The sequence below is a fragment of the Burkholderia sp. RF7-non_BP4 genome, assembly GCF_001521935.1.
GTDB lineage: Bacteria > Pseudomonadota > Gammaproteobacteria > Burkholderiales > Burkholderiaceae > Burkholderia > Burkholderia diffusa.
Window position 1 is genome coordinate 158684 of sequence record NZ_LOTA01000007.1, and the last position, 21345, is coordinate 180028.

The following is a 21345-nucleotide window of genomic DNA, read 5'->3' on the forward strand; positions in this document are numbered from 1 at the left end:
TACCGTTTTGCGCGCAAAGCCAGAACGGATGCATTTTTTGAAGGCACCGCTAAATATTTGCGCGGCCCGTTCGTCTATCAGGGAGGAAAGCCGCGACCGGGCCCGTCCGGCGCGCTGCTTTCGGATCAATCTCGCCGTTTCCGCATGATTTGCCTGCCCTTCATTTACCGACGTTGCCGATGACCGCCGCCCACGAGCCCGCTTCCCCGCCGTCCCTCGACGCCTCCCCCGGCCGCCCCGCGGCCCGCCTGATCCTCGCGCTGCTGCGCGAAAGCCGCGCATCGCTCGCGCTGGCGCTCGTCGCCTGCGTGCTCAACGGCGTCGCGAGCGTGCTGCTCGTCGCGACGCTGAACCGCGCGCTCGCGACGCCCGGCGCGGCCGACGCGTCGCTCGCGTGGCGCTTCGCGCTGTGCGCGGTGATCGCGCTCGTCACGCGCATCGTGTCGGGCACGCTGTTCGCCCGGCTGTCGCAGGACACGATGGCGCGGCTGCGCGTGCATCTCGCGCGGCGCGTCGGCGCGGCCGAGCTGCGCGACATCGAGCGGATCGGCGCGGCGCCCGTGCAGTCGGTGCTGACCGACGACGCGACCAACGTGTCGATGCTGTTCTTCGCGCTGCCGAACCTGGTGATGCACGGCTCGATCGTGTTCGGCTGCCTCGGCTATCTCGCGTGGCTGTCGTGGCCCGTGTGCCTGCTCGCGCTGACCGCGATCGTCGCGGGCTCGCTCGGCTATCACACCGGCGACCGCCGCGCGATCGCGTCGCTCGAGGCGGCCGGCCAGGCGCAGGATCGCCTGTTCGGCTATCTCGGCTCGCTGTTCTCCGGCGCGAAGGAACTGAAGCTGCACGACGCGCGCGCGCGCCAGTTCGTCGACGGCCAGCTCGGCGCGGCGATCGGCGAGGTGCGCGACCATCGCCGCCGCGCGTTCAGCGCGTATGCGGTCGGCGTCGGCTGGATCATCTTCCTGTTCTACGTGTTCCTCGGCGCGGCCGCGTTCTGGCCGCAGCTCGGCGTGCATGCCGATGCGGGCACGGCGGCCGGCTACGTCGTCGTGTTCCTGTTCATGCTGGTGCCGCTCGACGGGCTGCTGAACAACCTGCCGACCGTCAATGCGGCGCGTGTGTCGCTCGGACGCATCGAGGGCGTGATGGCCGAATTCGGCGCGCTGCGCACGGTGCCGCCCGCCAGCGACGCCCCCGACGTGCCGCCGGCCGGCGCCGTCACGCTGCGCGGCGTCACGCACGCGTATTTCCACGAACGCGACGAGCGGATGTTCCGGATCGGGCCGATCGATCTGACGATCCGGCCGGGCGAGCTCGTGTTCATCGTCGGCGGCAACGGCAGCGGCAAGACGACGCTCGCGAAGGTCCTGACGGGGCTCTACGAGCCGGAGGAAGGCGCGATCGAGGTCGACGGCCGGACGATCGGCTGGCGCGAGCGCGCCGCGTACCGGCAGCGCTTCAGCGCGGTGTTCAACGACTTCCACCTGTTCGATGCGCTGCTCGGCATCGTCGATCCCGACGATCCGGCGCGTGCGCGGGCCGATGCGCGCGCGAACGCGCTGGTCGCGAAGCTCGCGCTCGATCACAAGGTGAAGGTCGTCGACGGCGCGTTCTCGAACCGCGCGCTGTCGACCGGGCAGCGCAAGCGGCTCGCGCTCGTCGTCGCGTATCTGGAAGACCGGCCGTTCTACCTGTTCGACGAATGGGCGGCGGACCAGGATCCGTCGTTCAAGGCGGTGTTCTACGAGCAGCTGCTGCCCGAACTGCGCGCGCGCGGCAAGGCCGTGATCGTGATCACGCACGACGATCGCTATTTCGATCTCGCCGACCGCCTGCTGAAGCTCGACAACGGACAGATCGTCAGCGACACGACGCCCGCGCGATCACGCGCACGGGATGGCGTCGATGCGCTCAGCGCGTAAGCATGCGTGAGCACCGGCTTCCTGCGTGCCGCAATTGCCGCGCGCGCAGGCGGCTGGTGCTCGGCTCGGCGGATCGAAAGAAATCGGAAAAGGCGAAAGGAAATATCGTTCGGTGTACTGGACTATGCGTGCCGCCGTCGGGATGCCGCGACAAGCGAATGCCTGTGCGACTTTCGTTCACGCGCTGCCCTGCCCGCGAGCGACAAGCCGCGCGTTCAGCGCACGGCCGGCAGCTTCAGCAGCGTATCGGTCATCACGTCGGCCAGCTTCAGCGCCGACATCGGGCCGCCGAACCCCCAGATGTTCCGTTCGACGAGCGCGATCCTGCGTTCACGCAGCGCAGGCACGAAACGCCACACCGGCGAATCGAGTTTCGACGAAAGCGGCACGTCCATCCCCGTCGCGGTGACGAACAGCACGGCGAGATCGCGTTGCCGGAGCAGATCGGCGGACGTCACGTAAAGCGTGCCTTCCCGCGTCGGCTTCTTCGGCCACGGGTCGAGCCCGAGCGCGCGCGCGAGGCCCGCCGACGTGCTGTTGCCGGTATACGCCCAGTAGCGATCGGGCAACCCGAGATCCTGCAGCAGTGCGATGCGTTCGCCGCCGCGTCCCGCCGCCCTGAGCCGCGACGCGTTGCGCGCGATCCCCGCGTCGAGTTGTGCTTCGACCGCCTTCGCGCGCGCATCGCGCCCGGTCACGGTGCCGATCGTCCGGAAGATCTGGCGCATCCAGTCGAGCTGCGTGACGGGCACGCCGTCTTCCGACACGTTCGGGCTGAACTGGAACAGGATCGTCGGCGCGATCCGGTCGAGCGCGGCGAAGATCGGCGCATGCCGGAAGCCGACGCCGATGATGAGGTCGGGCTTCACCGCGGCGATCGCCTCGAGCCCCGGCTCCTGACGTGAGCCGACGTCGGTCACGTGCGCGAGCCGGTCGCTCTCGTAGCCGAGCCAACCCGGATAGAACGCGGTATCGGCCATGCCGACCGGCACGATGTCGAGCGCGATCACGCTTTCGGCGAACATGAAGTCGAGCGCGACCACGCGTTGCGGCCGCACGGGCATCGTCGCGCTCGCCTGCGATACGACGGGGTTGCCGGCGAGCGAGCGGCCCGATTGCGAAGGCATGCCGCCCAGCCCGCCCAGCCCGCCGCGCGCGTCGTTCGCGACCGCGGCGGCCGGCGCGGCCAGCGCGCCGCAGCATGCGGCGCCGAGCGCGGCCAGTGCGCCGAGCGCATGGCGACGGCCGGCATGCGGCGCCGGCGTCACCGGATCGCATCCTGCTCGGCCAGCGCCGCGTCGTCCATCGTCAATAGCAGCGGGCAGCTTCCACACAGTTGCGTTTCTCCAGGAATTTCATAGCGCAGGCAGCACACGCGGCGCGCGCGAAACGGCGTCGGCAGCAGCGGCGAGCGCGGCACGGCGTCGCGCACCGGCAGGCGCAGCGGATTCGGCTCGCCGTCGACGCAGGACGCGCCGAACAGCCAGTCGGCATCGCGAGCGGGATCGGCCGCGCATGGCAGCGAACGGTACGTGCCGAGCAGATAGTCGAGCAGGTTGCCCGCGTTGCTCCACAGCACGCGCGGCGTGACGCGGCCCATCGCCGCGAGCAGGTCGATCACCGTGCCGAGATGCGCGACGAGCCCCGCGTAGCGCGGCGCGGGCGCGACGCACGGCGCGCCGAGCGCGTCCGGCGCGAAATACAGCGCGGCCGGCATCCCGTCGTCGAGCGCGACGAACGTGCGCTCCGGCGCCATGTCGAGCGGCCGGCCCAGCGTCAGTGCGGCAACCACGCCGGCAGGCGCCGCGCGGCCGAAGTAGTACTTGCTCCATTGCGACATCAGCGCGCGCGCGTGCTGCGCCGGATCGCCGCCGTAGTGACGGACCATCGCGTCGAGCAGCGCATCGCGATGATCGGGCAGCGCGCCGACGGGCACGACGATCCGGCCCGGCGCATGCGCGTCGTCGGGCACCCCGAGCCACACCGCATCGAGATGCTCGGCGAACGGTTCGGGCGCGAACGCGGAAAAGCGCGTGGCGCGTGCACCGTCGAGCGCCGGCGTCATCGCCCCGCGCGCCGGGCGCGGCGCCCCTCGAGGATCAGCAGCCCGAGCAGATACGGCGCGCCGATCAGCGCGGTCAGCACGCCGGCGGGCACTTCGCGCGGCGCGACGACCGTGCGGGCGGCCAGGTCGGCGCACCCGAGGATCAGCGCGCCGCATGCGGCCGCAAGCCACAGCCGCGTGCGATGCCGGCGCGCGCCGAGCATCGTCGCGACGTGCGGCGCCATCAGCCCGATGAAGCCGACCGGCCCGACCGCCGCGACGGCCGCGCACGCGGCGAGCGTCGCGACCGTCAGCGCGAGGGGCCGCAACGCGGCGACCGGCAGGCCGAGCGCGGCCGCCTGGTCGTCGCCGAGCGCGAGCATGTCGAGCGGCCGCGCGAGCCATGCGAATACGGGGACGGCGAGCACGCACCACGGCAGCAGCATCGACACCTCGCCCCACCCGCGGCCATAGGTGCCGCCGACGAGCCACACGACGAAGCGCGCGGGCTGCACGCTTTCCTGCGTGATCAGCCATTGCGCGAGCGTGGTCCACAACGCGCCGATCACGATGCCGGTCAGCGCGACCGCGAGCGGTGCGTAACGATGCCGGTGATTCAGCACGAGCGTGATCGCGAGCGACAGCGCACCGCCGGTCAACGCGGCCACGGCGAGCGTCACGTGCCCCATCAGCGGCCACGTCGACAGCGCGAACAGCGTGACGAGCCCCGCGCCCTGCGTGACGCCGAGCACTTCGGGCCCCGCGAGCGGGTTGCGCACGACGCTCTGCATCGCGACCCCGCTCGCGGCCAGCAACGCACCCGCGAGAAGCGCGCACAGCAGCCGCGGCAGGCGCAGGTCGATCAGCATCCGCGCGACGGCATCGTGACCCGCCAGCGCGGCGGACCAGCGTGCCGGCGACAGCCATTCGGGACCGGCCGACACGCCGACGCACACGACGAGCCCGCCGGCCGCGACGAACAACGCGGTGCGCAGCGGCCAGCCGAGCCGCTCGAGCCAGGCGACCATCCGCGTCGACCCGCTGCCGGCCGCGCGTTCGGCTTGTGCGTGCAGCACGCCCGACCATGCGGCGCCGCGCCGGATCATCGCGAGCATCAGCGGTGTGCCGACGAGCGCGATCGCGACGCCGGTCGACAGCGTCGCGTCGAGGCCCGACGCGAGCACCGCGCTGTCGGTGACGAGCACGAGCGCGCCGCCCGCGAGCGCCGACAGCGGCGCCAGCACGCCGAGCCGGGCCGCGCGTGCGCCGCGCACCTGACGCAGCAGGTTCGGCGCGACGAGCCCGACATATGACAGCGGGCCGGCGATGCTGACGGCCACGCTCGTGAACGCGACCGCGACGATCGTCGCGGCGAGCCGCGCCGCGTCGACGCGCACGCCGGCCGCGGCCGCCGCCTCGTCGCCGAGCGCGAGCGGATTCAGCGGCCGGATCACGAACGGCAGCGTCAGCAGCGGCACGACGAGCCAGCGCATGGCGAGCGCGAGCCCGGTCGCGCCGGGTTGATAGAGACTGCCGTTGGTCCACAGCGCCGCGCCCGCGATGTTCTGCTCGAAAAACGCGAGCACGAGCGTCGACAGCGCCGCGAACAGCAGCATGCAGACGCTGCCCGCGAGCACGAGCCGCAGCGGTGTCGCGCGCCAGCCGCCCGCCGCGACGATCGCGCACGCGGCGGCGATCAGCCCGCACACGAACAGCAGCGGCACCGACGCGACACCGGCGAGCGCCGGCACCAGCATCGCCGCGAGCAGGCCGAGCTGGGCGCCGCCCGTCACGCCGAGCAGGTCGGGCGACGCGAGCGGGTTGCGCGTGAGCGACTGGAACAGCGCGCCCGCGATGCCGAGGCAGCCGCCCGCGACGAGCGCGGCCGCGACACGCGGCAGGTTGAGGTCGAACAGGAACACGCCCGCGAGCGCGGCCGCGTCGCTGCCCGGTACCGCGTTCCACCACACGCGCAGGTCCGGTGCAACGCGCAGCACGGCCAGCGCCGCGATCAACGCGACGAGGCCGAATGCGAGCACGCCGGCACGGCGGCCGGATGCCGCGCGCTGCCCGCGCGCCGCGAGCCGCTTGCGCAACGCGAACGTCGTCATACGGCGATATCCCGTTGAACGGCACGATCGAACGCGCCCGCCGTGCCGGATGCCGGCGGTCCGTAGGCCGGCACGCACATCGGCGCGCCCGTCTGCGGATGCGCGAGCTTCAGCATGTCGACGCCGAACGCCGCGCGCAGCCGCGCCGGTTCCAGCATCGCGTCGGGCGAGCCCTGCGCGACGAGGCGGCCGGCGCGCATCAGCACGATGTCGTCGCTGTACGCGGCCGCCTGGTTGAGGTCGTGCAGGACCCACACGATCGTCAGCCCGCGCGCGTGGTTCAGCGCGCGCAGCGCGTCGAGGATGTCGAGCTGGTGATGGATGTCGAGATAGGTCGTCGGCTCGTCGAGCAGCACGATCGGCGCCTGCTGCGCGAGCGCCATCGCGATCCACGCGCGTTGCCGCTCGCCGCCCGACAGCGCGCCGACGTCACGCTCGGCGTCGCGGGCGAGGCCGCTCGTGACGAGCGCCTCGTCGATCGCCGCATGGTCGGCGCGCGACAGCCCGCGCAGGAAACCGCCATACGCGTAGCGGCCGTACGCGACCAGCTCGCGCACGGTCAGCCCCGACGGAATCTGGTTGAACTGCGCGAGCATCGTCAGCTCGCGCGCGAGCGCGCGACGGCGAAACGACGCGAGCGGCCTGCCGTTCACGTCGATGTGGCCCGCACGCGCGGGCTGCAGGCCCGCGAGCGTGCGCAACAGCGTGCTCTTGCCGCAGCCGTTCGGACCGCACAGCGCCGTCACGCGGCCGGCCGCGATCGACAGGTCCAGCCCGTCGATCACGACATGGTCGCGATAACCCACCGTCAATCCGCGCGCGGCGAGCGCGGCGGGACTACGCGTCATCGGTCCTCCGCTCGGCCGCGCGCGGGACCGTGTAACTTTGCGCCATCGCGACGACCACCTTGCGCGGCCCGTCGAACGGGTCGCGTGCGTGCGCGGTCAGCATGTTGTCGAGCATCAGCACGTCGCCCGTCCGCCACGGGAACACGATGCGCCGGCGATCGAGCACGTCGCGGATTTCCGCGAGCGCGTCGGCCTCGAGCGGCGCGCCGTCGCCGTAATACACGTTGCGCGGCACGTTCTCGAGCCCGACCGCGTCGACGAGCGCTTCCTGCATGTCGTCGTCGAGCGCGGACAGGTGAAACAGGTTCGCCTGGTTGAACCACACGCGATCGCCGGTGCGCGGATGGCGCGCGACGGCTTGGCAGCGTTCGCGCGTGCGCAACAGCAGTTCGCCGTCGTCATCGGTGCGCCATGCGCATTCGATTCCGCGCGCCGCGCACATCCGCTCGACCTCGGCCGGCTCGTCCGTGCCGAACGACTGCTGCCAAGGCAGGTCGAGCCCCTGGCCGAAATTGCGCACGTACAGCAGCTCGCGCTGCTCGAAGCGCGCGACCAGCGCCGGATCGAGCGCGCGATAGACGGCGCGGCTGTCCGCGATCGGCGTCGCACCGCCCGTCGGCGCCGCGAGCGCGCAATGGAACCAGATCCGCAGCGGCCACTCGCGCGTGTACGACTGCTCGTTGTGCAGCGGAATCGCGCGATGCGGCGGGTATTCGGTCGACGTGTAGACGGCGCCTTCGACCTGGCTGCGCGGCGTCGACGCGTATTCGTAGCCGATCAGCGGATCGCCGAACGACGCCGCGAACTGCTGGAACGCATCGATCGACGGCACGTGAAAGCCCGTGAACAGCACACCGCCCGCCCGTTCGAGCGTGTCGGCCGCGATCGCATGCGCGAGCGGCGCGATCTCGTCGATCGACATGCCGTCGGCGCCGCGCGGCGACACGACGGTGGGCAGCCCCGGCTCGATACGCAGGTCGTCGAGCGTCGGCAACGAAAGCAAGGTCATGCAACGTCCTCTTCAGGTGGCGCGCCGCGCACGCGGCGCAGCGGGTCACGACGCGCGCGTCGCGCGATCGCCGTCCATCGCGCGGCGCAGGCTCGCGGGGCGCATGTCGGTCCAGACGGTCTCGATGTGCGCGAGGCAGTCGGCCTTGGGGCCGCGCACGCCGACCTCGCACCAGCCGGCCGGCACGGGCCGGAACGTCGGCCAGATCGAATACTGTTCTTCGTCGTTGATGACGACCGTGTAGACGAGGTCGTCGGTGTCGGCGGAAGGCGTCGTGGCTTGCGTCATGATCGAAAAAAGCGGGAGGCGGTTGAGGGAGGCGAAGCGGCGAATCGTCGGATCGGCCGCTCCTGTCTTGAAGACGATTGGCCGGCGCGTTTTTTTACCGCCGCCGCGCGCGGCTGCCGAGGAACGCCGGACACGCGTCGCCGCGATGGCACGCGTCGAGGCATTCCGCGCAGTGCCGCTCCGCGTCGCGCACCATGAAATGCACGAGCGTTTGCGACACGTTCAGCGCGCGCGCCGCGGTCTGCAGCGTCTCCTCGCGCAGCCGCACCATCTCGAACGCCGCGCGGCTGCGCGCCGGCAGGTCGTCGAGCGCGGCCCACACGCGGCGCAGCGTGTCGCGCGTCATCAGCGCGGCTTCGGGCGTCGGTTCCGGCGACGGCACGTCGAAGCCGTCGTCCTCTTCCGTGTGATAGACGTTCTCGAGGCTTTGCCGGCGGCACGCGTCGATCGATGCGTTGCGCACCATCCGCGTCACGTACGCGACCGGCTGGCGCACCGCGTCCTGGTTCGGGAATTCGACGAGCTTCACGAACACGTCGTGCACGACGTCCTCGGCGCGGCTCGCACAACCGACGAAGCCGCGCGCGACGTTGACGAGCATCGCCCGATGGGAAATCAGCACGTCGAGCAGCGCGCCCTGCGCATGCGGCTCGGCGGTGCGGCGCGCACGCGGCGCGGGGCGCGACGGCCGGTCCGGATAACTGCCGAGGAACGGGTTCGCCGTTGCCGCTGCCGGTCGTTCGAGCACTTCCGCCATAGCCATCGATCTGCTCCGTCAGATTTCGAGATAGCGCAATTTAACGTAAACGCAAATCATTCTCAATCCGATTACCGAATGCCCCTTCCAGTTATCGGGATTTGTCTGATCAATTGGCGGAATCGTTGCCCGGGTGGAGGGGACGCACGGCGGCTGGTTCGGTACGTGGTGATTGGCCCATCCGAACGGCGCGACCGACCTGCGACCCATCGACACGATCTTTCACGCGTCTGACAAAGCGCCTGCAGGTCCCGATCGGCTGGCATGGCGATCGTTACTCGGACGGCAATCGCTACTGGGAGCGCCGTGACTGGGAAGCGCAGCATCCCCGCGGATAAGACGACCATCGGGACGACGGACGCGACGATCAGCGGCCGCAGTGGTAAGGCGCTCCCTCTTCCCGTGATTCACTTTTCAACGATCAGGAATGCAACATGAAAACGCTACTGAAATCGCTCACCGCCGCCGTGCTCGTGCCGGCCATCGCCGAAGCGCATCCGCACCGCGTGTGTCACTTCGATCATCACCATCACAGGGTGTGCCGCTGGGTGCGGTAAACGAAACAAGGCGCCGGAAAACCGGCGCCTTGTTTCATCGCTTCACCTGCGTGCGACCACGCTCGCTAGCGTGCGGCCTGCAACCGCGGCAGGCATCGCGCGAGCTGCGCCGGGCTGACGGGCATGCGGCAGGCGCCTCGCTGCATCGCTGCGTTCGGCTTTGCCACCAGCATGCGTGACGCCGCCTTCCGCGGCGAAGCCCGCACCCGCAATGCGTCGGCGCCCGGGCTCGCCGGCTGCAACGCGCGCAGGGTCGCCGCATCGATGTGCACTTGCCAGAACTGCGGCCTATAGTCGGGATCGCCGTCGCGATAGCCCTGCCCCGTGATAGTCTGCCCGTCGGGGCTCACGCCGATCACGTTGGCCAAGTTCAGCGTGCCGACCGACAGGCCGGCCGCTTCGAGCAACGCAACGAGGCTGCGCATGCCGCTTTGCGGCGTCCACACGAAGACGCGCTCGATACCGGTCTGCCGGTTGCTCGATGCGCCGATGACGACCCGCCCGTCCGTACTGATCGATAACGCGTAGCTGCTGTCGTCACCGTCGAGAAAACCGAGCCGCTGGATGCTGTCACCGCCGTTCGTCCACAGCACCGCCTCCGAGTCGACCCGTTGTCCATCCGGCGTGACCACCAGGGTGCCAAGCGCGCCGGCGATCGTCCGTTCGTCTTCGGTCACGCCACGGGCCTGATCCATTCTCGCCACGCCCGCGTTGATCGTCGGCAATAGTCGTTCACCGATTCGTTCTGTCCAAAGGAACGCACGCGAGCCATACACGCCGTCGACATTGCCGGCGAACCCGGCTGCCGCATTCCCTGACGAGGTCATCGACAGGAGATGCACGATATAGTCGCCGCCCGGCAGCAACTCGCGGAAACCCCTCGGCTGGTCCCACATGAACCGTGCATTCCGGCCGTCTGTCGTCGTAAAGCGGCCCGCCATCCTCGTGCCGCCGAGGTTCGCGACTTCGACCGATGCGCCCCGGCCCGCCGTATCCGGAACGAGTTTCTGCGTGCGACCGTCACCGGGCCATCGCACCGCCCATCGATCGAGATTGCTGCTTTCCGTCTGGCGCGCGCTGATCGATCCGCCGATCACCTGCCCGTCGGCCGACACCGTTTGTGCCATCGAGTCATAGGCGTTCGCCGGCGCGGCCAGCCGCTGCCAGCCCGTCGCGGCCGACCACGAGAAGGCCATCGAGTTACCGGGCTGCGCTTCGCTCCAGAAGGAACCGATGATCGTCTTGCCGTCCGCGCTGACGGCATTGCCGTCGTACCGCATGTCGCGCGGCCCGCCCAGGTCGCCGATCACGGTCAGCGAATAACCACCCGCCGATATCGTCTGTGCGTGAGCCGCGCCCACCGTCGAAGCAACGAATAGCGTCGCCGCCATGGTGCCCTTCAGATGCATTTTCATCTCCCCCGAAAAAAGACGCTCGGCCATCGGCCTGCCTTGCACGGCATATATCCGCTCGGGCCGCGCTCGCATGCGTCAGTAGATAAACAACCGGATCGTCGCCGTGCCGTTGAACGGACCGATCTTCGGCGGTCCGAACGCCTTCAGAACGGCATCAAGCGTCACGCTCTGGTAGTTCACACTTCCCGGCATCTGGGCGAGCACGAACTGTTGGTTGAACGCAATCGCCTTGCCGTTTCTGTCCTCGATGCCGATGCCGAAATTGCTCTTCGGGTCCGGCACGAGCAGCCCGTTCTGCACCGTCTGCGATGTCTCGAAGTAGCCGTCCACGCGCACCGCCACGTTGCATTGCTTGGTCAGCGCGAGACTGAACGACTTGCGCGGCACCGCTGGCAAGAAGCCGTTGCCCGTGGCCTGAACCTGGCCGAACTTCACGATGCCGGGTTCAGGCGTGACCTTCACATCGACGAGACAAGGCGTCGGTTTCAGTTTCTGCAGGCCGCTCAGCTTGTAGCGAAAGCTCGGATTGATGTAGTTCAGACCGCCCCTGCCGTCGAACTGGAACACCGCATAGATGTCGGATGGCGGCTGCGACCAGTTGCCGCGCTTGCGCACCACGATCTGATAGGTGATGCTCAGCGGAAACTTTTCGCAACGCCCTGCCTTGACCTCCGCGTCGCTCAGCTTGCATTCCTCCACATAGGTTTTCGTCTGTACGCCATCGCCGGGCTGACTGCTGCGGCCGAAGTAATCTTCACCAAGATAGCGAATGCCGATTTCGAGACCCCACGCAGCCGGGGTCTGCTTTTCAGGGTTCGCATAGAAATAGATCCATTCACCGTACGTCTTCTCCCTGCCGCCGAGATCCTTGTAGCAGTATCCCGTCGTCGTGCGCGGCGGCGACACCCAGATCACGTACCCATCCGGTGCATCGGTCGGATACGACGCAACATTGCCGATCGCTTCCGTCAGCGACACACCGCCGTTGTTTGCGATGCAGCGCACAGCCCACGCCGGCTGCGCCAACGCAAAGAACAGCCCGATCACACACCACCTGAGCCACGCCCGCATTCTCGACTCGATCCTGTTTCGTCGCATGCCGCTCATTTCTTCACGCTCTTGCACGCACCCGCGTCGCACGCATATTCGACCGCCACCTGGCCGCCGTAATCGTCGATGTGCGTGACGAACAGCGTCGACGGCGTCGCCGCCTTGAACGGCACGTCGGCCGTGCTCATCGGGCTCACCATCACCGGCTCGATCGGCACCGGCGTCTTCTGCGCGCCCGCCGTCACCTCGATCACCGTCACGTGGTACGGCGTCGGGTTGTCGAACACGAGCCTGTGCGCCCCCGCGTCGACGCGCAGCGTCATCGGCAGCGTCCAGTCCTCGTCGCGCGCCGGCTGCACGGCCTTCGGCCGGTAGAACAGCTTCATCTGCGTATGCAGCGCGATCTGCAGCGTGTTCGGCGTATCGGACTTCGGCGGCACTTCGCGGATGTTCAGGTAGAAGACCGATTCGCGATCGGCCGGCAGCGCAGCGCCCGGCAGCCTGGCGATCCGCAGCACGTTGCGCTCGTTCGCCTCGACGCGTTGCAGCGGCGGCACGACCATCAGCGGCGACGTGATCTTGTTGCCCTTCGCGTCCTCCAGCCACGACTGCACGAGATACGGATACGTCGTGCTCTTGTTCGTGATGGTGACGATCGCGGCCTGTTCGCCTTCGTTGAAGATCACGCGTGTGCGGTCCGGCACGATCGCCGCGTGCGCGACACCGGCCGCCAGCGCGCCGGCCGCGGCCAGCATGCACGACGCGCGTCGCAGGAAGGAAAGAGAGAAAGCTGGGTTCATCGCTGGATCCGTGAAATCATCGTTCGGCCCGTGCGGCCGCTGCATGCGACTCGCCGGGCGTCTGGCACGTCACCGGAATCGGCGTGCCTTCGAGTTGAAGCTGATTGGGCAGTGCGTCCACCGTGCACAGCGTGCGCTCGCCCGCGCGCACCGCGAGCGCGGATTTCGGCTGAACCTGCGTCAGGAACGCCGCCCCGCCCTCGCCGACGATGCCGAGCTCCTTGCCGTTCGCCGCGTCCTGCACCGACGCGCCGAACGGCAGCGGCTTGCCGGCCGCGTCGGTCAGCGTCAGGTACAGGTTGCTGCCGCGCGCGACGTTGAACTTCGCGAAGCCGATCGCGCCGTCGGTCAGCACCATGCGCTGGATCGGGTTCGACACCTGCACTTCGAGCGGAAGCTTCTCGACGTTGACGGTCGCGTCGTACACGTTGTACGACGAGATCCCGTCGAGCACCGCATAGCCGCGCGAGTCGGTATGCGTGAGCGTGCCGGACAGCGGCACGTCGGGCACGCCGTCGGTCGAGACCAGGAGGCGCGTATCGCCGGCGTTGCCGTTCGCGTGCGCGGACACGCCATACCGGGTCGCGACGAACGAGCCGTCGACTTCGAGCGACGCGGCCGCATACGCGTTGGCGAGCGTCGACGCCTGCGCGGTCAGCTGATACGTCGACGTGCGCTGGCGGAAGCTCGCGTTCGCCGCCGCGCGGCCGTCGGTCGCGCCTGCGTTGACCTGGTAGGTGCGACCGTCCGGATCGTCGTAGATGTAACCCGCGTTCACGCTCGTGCTGCCGCTGCCCGTCGTCAGGTTCGACGTGACGGTGTGGCGGCCGCCGATCGGCAGCGTCGCGGTCACCGAAAACTGATTGCCGCTCGCGCCCGCGCTCTGCGTGCGGAACGCCGACACGCTGACGTTCAGGTTGCGCAGCGCGCCGATCGAGAACGCGCGCGTCAGCGTGAGGCCCACGCGCTGCTCGGACGAGCGCGCCCAGTAAGTCGTCTGGTCGTACGAGAAATAGGTCGACGTGTCGCCGAAGCGCTTCGACATCGTCGCCGAGTAGCGCTGCTTGCTGTTGGCGAGGCCGTACGCGGTCGGGTCGCCGGAGAACTGCGCGAAGTTGGTGTACTCGCGTTCGGAAAAGCGATAGCCGAAGAAGCGCACGTCCGCGTCGAGCCCGTCGAAGTGCTTCGAATAGTTGATGCGGTACGAGTTGCCGTTGCGTGTCGCGCCGTTCCACCACAGCCGCGCGCGCGCATGCGTGACGTCGGCCGACACCGCCCCGAACGTGCCGAAATCACGGCCGACGCCGAGCGCGATCGACGTATAGCCCGATGCCGCGATGAAGCCGCCGTACACCGTGACGTCGAGCGGCAGGCCGTATGCGATTTCGCCGAAGCCGAAAAACGGCGTGATGCCTGCGCCGCCGAACTGCCGCGGCTTGCCGACGGCGGCCTTGTAGCGCAGTTGTCCGGTGCGCGCGAGAAACGGCACGGCGGCGGTCGTCACCTGGAAGCGCTGCACGCTGCCGTCCTCTTCCTCGACCGCGACGTCGAGCGTGCCCTGCACGCTCGTGTTGATGTTCTGCAGCGCGAACGCGCCCGGCGACACGCGCGTCACGTACAGCACGCGCCCCGCCTGCGACACGGTCACGGTCGCATTGGTGCGCGCGACACCCGAGATCAGCGGCGCATAGCCGCGCAGCGAAGGCGGCAGCATGCGGTCGTCGCTGCGGATCGACGCGCCGGTCAGCGCGAACGTGTCGAAAATGTCCGAGCTCAGGTAGTCGTCGCCGAACGTCACCGTCGACTGGATCGACGGCAGCGCGCGAAATGCGTAAAGCCGGCTGAAGCGGAACGTGCGGTCCGCGTACGCCGTGTTGCCCACGTTCGACTGCGCCTGGTAGTCGCCGCGAAAACGCCACGCATCCCAGTTCGCGCCGATCGTGCCGTAGGCCTGGATCGAATTCGTCTGTGCGCCGCCGGCACCGAAGCTGCGGTTCGTGTTCGCGATCACGCGATAGTCGAGCATCGCGCCCGGAATCCCCTCGGACCAGCGCTCGGGCGGCAAATAGGTCGAATCGGTGAACTCGAGCGCGGCCTGCGGAATCGTGATCTTGAGGCGTCCGTCGCTCTTCAGGTAGCGCACGGTTGCCCCCTCGATCGCGCCGAGATCGACGCAACGGCCGCCCTGGAAGCGCGGCAGGTCCTTCGCGAGCGACGGCTTCAGTCCGAACTGCGCGACGAGTTCCGGCGGCAGGCACGGCTTGCCGGCGCCGGACGCATCGAGCGCGATGAACTGGATCGCCTGCAACCCGTAGAACAGGTCGTTGACCTGCACGTCGAGCATGTATTCGCCCGGCAGCGTGAAGTCGGCCTGGGAGAACTGCGACAGGTCGACGTTGTTCGTGCCGTCGATGTCGAGGAACGACGAATTGAATTCCGTCGCATGGCTCTGGCTGCCGACCACCAGCACGGAGACGCAAAGGAAGGAATGTCTGATTCGCACGCGGCGCTACCGGAAGTCCGAGGAAAAGGAAGCGGGAAGGAAACGAGGACGGAGAAAGGGTGCGCGCACCCCTTCTCCGGTACGGACGCTTACTGGTAGCGAACCGTGAAGTTCGCGACGCCGTCGGCGGTACCCGGCGTCACGCCGGCTGCCGTCGCTTCGTACATCGCCGCGAAGCGTGCGACGTTCGTGCCGTTCTGCAGCACGGTCGGCGCCTTTTGCTCCGCGCCGTTGTCGAGGTATTCACCCGACGCAGACTGCAGGCGGATGCCGACGTTGGTCGCCGAGCCGATCGTGGCGAGCAGCTTCGGCTGGCCCGCGCTCGACGTGCCCGTGAACGTGAAGTACGCGTTCTGCGCGATGCTCGTGTCGCAGTCGGTCAGCTTGATGTCGAAGTTGGTCGGCGTGGACTTGTCGCCGGCCTGCTTGAACGTGTGGGTCGGCACCTTGCCGAGGTTCACGGTCTGGTTGACCGAACCCGAATCGATGCCGCATGCGCCCGCGACGATCTCGCCCGTGAAGTTGATCGTGCCGGTGCCCTCTGCGAAGGCCGAGGTGGACAGGGCTGCGAGTGCGACAGCGGTCAGGAGGGATTTTTTCATGACGTTTTCCGTGTGAATTGCAAAGGGAATGGACGACGTGGCGGATACAAAAGGCAGCGTGTGGTTGGCTCCCGTCCGTCACGAGGCGGCATTATCGAGATAGGAATGAAAGAATTCTGTAAATGATTGTCAAATCGCCCATGACAATCTTCAATTCCCCCATCTTCAAACGCACTCTTTCCCTGAAATTCACAATTCCGATATTTTCGTCCGAAGTCCTTTTTAATTTCCCAGAACCTACTGAAAATTAACGGCATTTCTTTTTCTCAAATGCTGACACCCCACTCCGCCTTTCCGGGCAAGGCTTTCCAATATCACCATCCGTGAAAGACAAAATTCTGTCCAATCCCGCCATCGTTGTTCGACCGCAACGATAGCAATCGTCGATTTTCAACTGACAGGAAATTAACGAGCGATTTTCGTCAGCTGCAATTTTCGCGCAAACGATTGCGCAATTCGCACAAACGTTTTACCGCGACACTTTGCCGCCCCGTATTATTCGCAATACGTGAATTAATCGAATCGTCAATCCCGGATTAAAAGTCGCGTGTCGTGCCGTGCGCCGCCACGACATTCGGCGCCCGTTTGCGACGATGCGCAGACGACGTTTCAGCGGATTGGTCGGGATCGGAAAGAAGGAAGTCCGGCATGCTCGGGCCGGGATGCGTGTCGAGTCGAAGGCAGGCCTTCGGCTCGACAGCCAGGAGATAAACGTGGAAGACGAAGCGCGGATGTCACGCGTCGGCGATCTCTGCCGGTACCCCGACAAAGGCGATGCCAACCGGGGGCGACGGCATCTCGCGATGCGCCATCGCCGCCCGGCCCGGGCGGAGCATCACACGGCAGCCGCCCCGGCAGATGCCGGCGCCCATCCGCCGCCCAATGCGCGATACAACGCGATCGCATTCGCGAGCCTGCGCTCCTTGAGCCGGATCAACTCCTGCCCCGACTCGTACGTGCTGCGCTGCGCGTCGAGCAGTTCAAGATACGTCGCGACGCCGCCCGCGTAGCGGCGCTCGGCGAGCTTCAGCCGCGCGCCGTCGGCCGCGTAGACGTCCTGCTGCGCGGCGAGCTGGCGATCGATCCAGTCGCGCGCGGCGAACGCGTCGGCCACTTCGCGGAATGCGGTCTGCACGGTCTTCTCGTATTCGGCGACCGCGATGTGCTTGCGTGCGTTCGCGACGTCGAGATTCGCGCGATTGTGGCCGCCCGCGAAGATCGGCAGCGTGATGCGCGGCGCGAACGTCCACACGCTCGTGCCGCCCGCGAACAGGCTCGAGAACGCATCGCTGACCGAACCGTAATCGGTCGTCAGCGCGATGCGCGGGAAGAACGCCGCGCGCGCGGCGCCGATCTGCGCGTTCGCGGCCTTGAGCCGCGACTCGGCCTGCCGGATGTCCGGCCGCCGTTCGAGCAGCGCGCTCGGCGCGCCGGGCGTCACCGGCGCGATCGCGAGCGTGTCGAACGCGGTGCCGTCGGCCGGCACGGTGCGTGCAAAATCGCCGGCGAGCAATTGCAGCGCGCGCACCGACTGCGCGTGTTCGCGCTGCAGCGCGGCCTGCGACGCACGCGCGGACGCGACCAGCATCTCGGCCGAGCGCAACTCGATCGCGTCGCTCGTGCCGGCCGCGTAGCGGCGCTGCGTGAGCGCGGCGATGCGCTCGCGCGCGTCGAGCGTGCGCTGCGCCAGCGCCAGTTGCTCGCGCAACGACCGTTCGGAAACATACGCGCCGGCGACTTCGGCAATCACGCCGATACGCACCGTGCGCTGCGCGTCGGCCGTCGCGAAATACTCGGCGAGCGCCGCGTCGGACAGGTTGCGCACGCGGCCGAACAGGTCGAGCTCGTACGCGCTGACGCCCACGCCCGCACGATACAGCCCGCTCACCGCGCTCTCGCGCACGACCGGGTCGTACTGGCGCGTGCGTTCGTAGCCGAGGTTCGCGTCGACCGACGGCATCAGGTCCGCGCGCTGCACGCCGTACAGCGCGCGCGCTTCGTCGAGCCGGCCGGCCGCGATCCGCAGGTCGCGGTTGTTCGCGAGCGCCGCGTCGATCCACGCCTGCAGCGCAGGATCGGTGAAATATGCGCGCCAGTCGTCGAGCAGCGCGGCATCGGCGGGCGCAGCCGCCTCGACCGCCTGCGGCGTGTCGCCATCGACCGGCGTATAGCTGGCCGGCACCGGCGCCGCCGGGCGCTCGTAGCGCGGCGCGAGCGAGCAGCCGGCGAGCGCGAACGCGAGTGCGGCGGCCAGCGCGACCCGAGCCCGCGGCGTCGCGCACGCCTTCAGGTAAAACGTCATTGCGAACCCTCCATCGTCGCCGGTTGCGATCCGCCGCGCCGGCGCGGGCCGACGTCGAACAGGCGACCGACGCTCACGAAAAACAGCGGGACGAGAAACACCGCGAGCACCGTCGCCGTGATCACGCCGCCGAGCACGCCGGTGCCGATCGCCATCTGCGCGCCGGACGCGGCGCCCGATGCGAACGCGAGCGGCAGCACGCCGACGCCGAACGCAAGCGACGTCATCACGATCGGCCGCAGCCGCAGGCGCGCGGCCTCGAGCGCGGCGTCGACGAGCGACATGCGCTGCGCGACCAGATCCTTCGCGACTTCGACGATCAGGATCGCGTTCTTCGCGGACAACCCGATCGTCGCGATCAGCCCCACCTTGAAATAGATGTCGTTCGGCATCGCGCGCAGCGTGACGCCGAGCACCGCGCCGATCACGCCGAGCGGCACGACCAGCATCACCGCGAACGGGATCGACCAGCTTTCGTACAGCGCGGCAAGCGCGAGGAACACGACGAGCACCGACAGCGCGAACAGCATCGGCGCCTGCGTGCCCGACAGCCGCTCCTCGAACGACTGCCCCGACCACGCGTGGCCGATGCCGGCCGGCAGCTTCGCGGCGAGCCGCTCGATCGCGGCCATCGCCTCGCCGCTGCTGTGCCCCGGCGCGGCCGAACCGTTGATCGTGAACGACGGATAGCCGTTGTAGCGCGTGAGCTGCGGCGGCCCGAGCGTCCAGTGCAGCGTCGCGAACGCCGCGAGCGGCACCATCTCGCCGCGCGCGTTGCGCACGCGCAGCTTCTTCACGTCGTCCGGATCGAGCCGGTGCAGCCCGTCGGCCTGCACGATCACGCGGCGCACCTGCGTGCCGTGCATGAAGTCGCCGATGTAGTCGGAGCCGAACATCACCGCGAGCGTCGTGTTGATCTCTTCCATCGACACGCCGAGCGCCGACGCCTTCGCGCGATCGATGTCGAGTTTGAGCTGCGGCGCGTCCTGCGTGCCGGCGAACATCAGGTCGGCGAGCGCCGGATCCTTGCCGCCCGCCGCGAGCAGTTGCTCGCGCGCGGCACTGAACGTCGCGTAGTCCAGCCCGCTGCGATTCTGCAGCCGGAAGTCGAAGCCGCTCGTCGAACCGAGATCGGGCAGCGCCGGCGAGTTCATCGCGAACACCGTGGTGTTCGCCGCACCCGCGAAGCGCTCGTTGATGCGCGCGACGATCGCCTGCACGTGATCGCGCCCGGCCTTGCGTTCCTTCCAGTTCTTCAGCGTGACGAAGATCATCCCGCCGTTCGGCCCTTCGCCGTACAGGTTGAAGCCGCCGAGCGCGAACGTGTACGCGGCCGGCTCGTTGTGGCGAACATACGACTCGACCTCGCGCACGCTCTGCATGGTTTCCGCGAGCGGCGTGCCCTGCGGCCGGATCACCATCACCATGAAGTTGCCCTGGTCCTCGTCGGGCAGGAACGCGGTCGGCAATTGCGTGAGCATCAGCGCGGCCGCCGCCGTCAGCGCGCCGTACACGACGAGCCAGCGCACCGGCTTCTTCAGCATCGTGCCGACGCGTGCCGCATAACGCTGCGTCGCACGTGCGACCAAGCGGTTGAACCAGCCGAAGAAGCCGCGCTTCTCGTGATGGTCGCCGGACACCGGCTTGAGCAGCGTCGCGCACAACGCGGGCGTCAGCGACAGCGCGAGAAACGCCGAGAAGCCGATCGATACCGCGAGCGCGAGCGCGAACTGCCGATAGATGTTGCCCACCGCCCCGCCGAAGAACGCCATCGGCACGAACACCGACGTCAGCACGACCGTGATGCCGACGATCGCGCCGCTGATCTGCGTCATCGCCTTGACGGTCGCTTCGTATGGCCCGAGCCCCTCCTCGACCATCAGCCGCTCGACGTTCTCGACGACGACGATCGCATCGTCGACGAGAATGCCGATCGCGAGCACCATCCCGAACATCGTCAGCACGTTGATCGAGAAGCCGGCCGCATACATCGCGCCGAACGTGCCCGCGAGCGCGACCGGCACGACGAGCGTCGGAATCAGCGTCGCGCGCAGGTTCTGCATGAACAGGAACATCACGAGGAACACCAGCACGCCGGCCTCGATCAGCGTCGTGACGACCTTGTTCATCGACACGCGCACGAACGACGACGTCTCGTACGGAATCTGGTATTTCACGCCCGGCGGGAAGTACGCGGACAGCGCGTCCATCGTCGCGCGCACGCGCTTCTCGGTGGCCACCGCGTTCGAGCCCGGCGCAAGCTTGATGCCCATCCCGGTCGCAACCTTGCCGTTCACGTACGACGGATAGTTGTAGTCGTTGCCGCCGAATTCGATGCGCGCGACGTCGCGCAGGTAGAGCGCGGCGCCGTCCGGCAGCGTGCGCAGCGCGATCGCGCCGAAGTCGGCCGGCGTCTTCAGCGGCGCGTCGGCGAATACCGTCGCGGCGATCGGCGCGCTGTTCGGCACCGCGCTGCGCCCGATGTCGCCGATCGTCACGCGCGCGTTGTGCGCGCGCACGGCCGACGAGATATCCGACGCGGTGAGGCCGTGCCCGGCCATCTTCACCGGGTCGGGCCAGATCCGCATCGCATATTCGGCGCCCCAGAACTGCACGCGGCCGACGCCGTCGACGCGGCGCAGCGCCTGCACGACGTTTGCCGACGCGTATTCGCCGAGCTGCACGTCGGTCATCCGGCCGTCGTCCGACGTCAGCGATACGACGAGCTGGATGTTGTCGGCGGCCTTCTCGACCTGGATGCCGTCGCGCCGCACGGGTTCGGGCAGCCGCGCCTCGACCGTCTTCAGCCGGTTCTGCACCTCGACGGCCGCGAGATCGGCGTTGACGCCCTGCCTGAACGTCAGGTACAGCGACGCCGCGCCGGCGCTGCTCGTCGCGGACGTATACAGCAGCCCCGGCGCGCCGTTCATCTCGCGCTCGATCAGCGCGGTCACCGATTCCTCGACGACCTGCGCGGACGCGCCCGGGTACGTCGCATAAATGCTGACGACGGGTGGCGCGATGTCCGGATACTGCGCGACGGGCAGCGCGCGTATCGCGAACGCGCCGCCGAGCATGATGAAGAGTGCGATCACCCACGCGAAGACGGGGCGATCGATGAAGAAACGTGCCAT

The 21345-nt window shown here is 68.4% G+C and carries 16 protein-coding genes; 2 read left to right on the top strand and 14 right to left on the bottom strand.

Features of this window, described 5'->3' with window-relative positions:
• The first annotated feature begins 179 nt into the window (after positions 1-179).
• Complete coding sequence (locus WS49_RS03205) at positions 180-1925, top strand: cyclic peptide export ABC transporter (protein ID WP_059524415.1); 1746 nt, start codon at positions 180-182, stop codon at positions 1923-1925.
• Between the two features lie 215 nt (positions 1926-2140).
• Here WS49_RS03205 and WS49_RS03210 read toward each other — a convergent pair whose 3' ends face one another.
• The 7 genes from WS49_RS03210 to WS49_RS03240 all read right to left on the bottom strand — a co-directional run bounded on the left by WS49_RS03210 (position 2141) and on the right by WS49_RS03240 (position 8988).
• Positions 2141-3193, bottom strand: a complete 1053-nt coding sequence (locus WS49_RS03210; RefSeq protein ID WP_059524417.1) for an ABC transporter substrate-binding protein — start codon at positions 3191-3193, stop codon at positions 2141-2143.
• Positions 3190-3990 carry a siderophore-iron reductase FhuF gene (fhuF, locus tag WS49_RS03215; protein WP_059524419.1) on the bottom strand — a complete coding sequence of 267 codons (801 nt, stop codon included), beginning with the start codon at positions 3988-3990 and terminating at the stop codon, positions 3190-3192. Before fhuF ends, WS49_RS03210 begins: the two co-directional genes overlap by 4 nt.
• Entirely contained in the window at positions 3987-6080 is a 2094-nt protein-coding gene (fhuB, locus tag WS49_RS03220) for a Fe(3+)-hydroxamate ABC transporter permease FhuB (protein WP_059524421.1), read from the bottom strand. Before fhuB ends, fhuF begins: the two co-directional genes overlap by 4 nt.
• Complete coding sequence (locus WS49_RS03225; RefSeq protein WP_059524424.1) at positions 6077-6928, bottom strand: ABC transporter ATP-binding protein; 852 nt, start codon at positions 6926-6928, stop codon at positions 6077-6079. The genes fhuB and WS49_RS03225 overlap by 4 nt, the downstream gene beginning before the upstream one ends.
• Entirely contained in the window at positions 6918-7937 is a 1020-nt protein-coding gene (locus WS49_RS03230; RefSeq protein WP_059524425.1) for a TauD/TfdA family dioxygenase, read from the bottom strand. The genes WS49_RS03225 and WS49_RS03230 overlap by 11 nt, the downstream gene beginning before the upstream one ends.
• 45 nt (positions 7938-7982) lie before the next feature.
• Positions 7983-8225 carry an MbtH family protein gene (locus tag WS49_RS03235; RefSeq protein WP_059524427.1) on the bottom strand — a complete coding sequence of 81 codons (243 nt, stop codon included), beginning with the start codon at positions 8223-8225 and terminating at the stop codon, positions 7983-7985.
• A gap of 94 nt (positions 8226-8319) precedes the next feature.
• Positions 8320-8988, bottom strand: coding sequence for an RNA polymerase factor sigma-70 (locus WS49_RS03240; RefSeq protein WP_059524429.1), 669 nt, complete (start codon positions 8986-8988; stop codon positions 8320-8322).
• A gap of 428 nt (positions 8989-9416) precedes the next feature.
• On the opposite strand from WS49_RS03240, the gene WS49_RS35910 reads away from it, so the two are divergent.
• Positions 9417-9539 carry an HHHH-motif protein gene (locus tag WS49_RS35910; protein WP_257127748.1) on the top strand — a complete coding sequence of 41 codons (123 nt, stop codon included), beginning with the start codon at positions 9417-9419 and terminating at the stop codon, positions 9537-9539.
• Positions 9540-9604: 65 nt separating this feature from the next.
• Here WS49_RS35910 and WS49_RS03245 read toward each other — a convergent pair whose 3' ends face one another.
• From WS49_RS03245 to WS49_RS03275, 7 genes are all read right to left on the bottom strand, one after another.
• Positions 9605-10981: a calcium-binding protein gene (locus tag WS49_RS03245; RefSeq protein WP_257127747.1), complete on the bottom strand. Its 1377-nt coding sequence runs from the start codon at positions 10979-10981 to the stop codon at positions 9605-9607.
• Between the two features lie 48 nt (positions 10982-11029).
• Entirely contained in the window at positions 11030-12061 is a 1032-nt protein-coding gene (locus WS49_RS03250) for a fimbrial protein (RefSeq protein ID WP_059524434.1), read from the bottom strand.
• A complete protein-coding gene (locus tag WS49_RS03255) occupies positions 12058-12804 on the bottom strand; it encodes a fimbrial biogenesis chaperone (RefSeq protein ID WP_059524557.1) in 747 nt (248 codons plus the stop codon). Before WS49_RS03255 ends, WS49_RS03250 begins: the two co-directional genes overlap by 4 nt.
• 16 nt (positions 12805-12820) lie before the next feature.
• The gene (locus tag WS49_RS03260; protein ID WP_059524436.1) at positions 12821-15274 is read right to left on the bottom strand and encodes a fimbria/pilus outer membrane usher protein; all 2454 of its coding nucleotides are present in this window, start codon (positions 15272-15274) and stop codon (positions 12821-12823) included.
• A 122-nt stretch (positions 15275-15396) separates the two neighbouring features.
• On the bottom strand, positions 15397-15909 hold the full coding sequence (locus WS49_RS03265; RefSeq protein ID WP_059524437.1) for a fimbrial protein: 513 nt from the start codon (positions 15907-15909) through the stop codon (positions 15397-15399).
• Between the two features lie 835 nt (positions 15910-16744).
• Entirely contained in the window at positions 16745-18211 is a 1467-nt protein-coding gene (locus WS49_RS03270; protein ID WP_059524439.1) for an efflux transporter outer membrane subunit, read from the bottom strand.
• Positions 18208-21345, bottom strand: coding sequence for a multidrug efflux RND transporter permease subunit (locus WS49_RS03275; RefSeq protein WP_059524441.1), 3138 nt, complete (start codon positions 21343-21345; stop codon positions 18208-18210). Before WS49_RS03275 ends, WS49_RS03270 begins: the two co-directional genes overlap by 4 nt.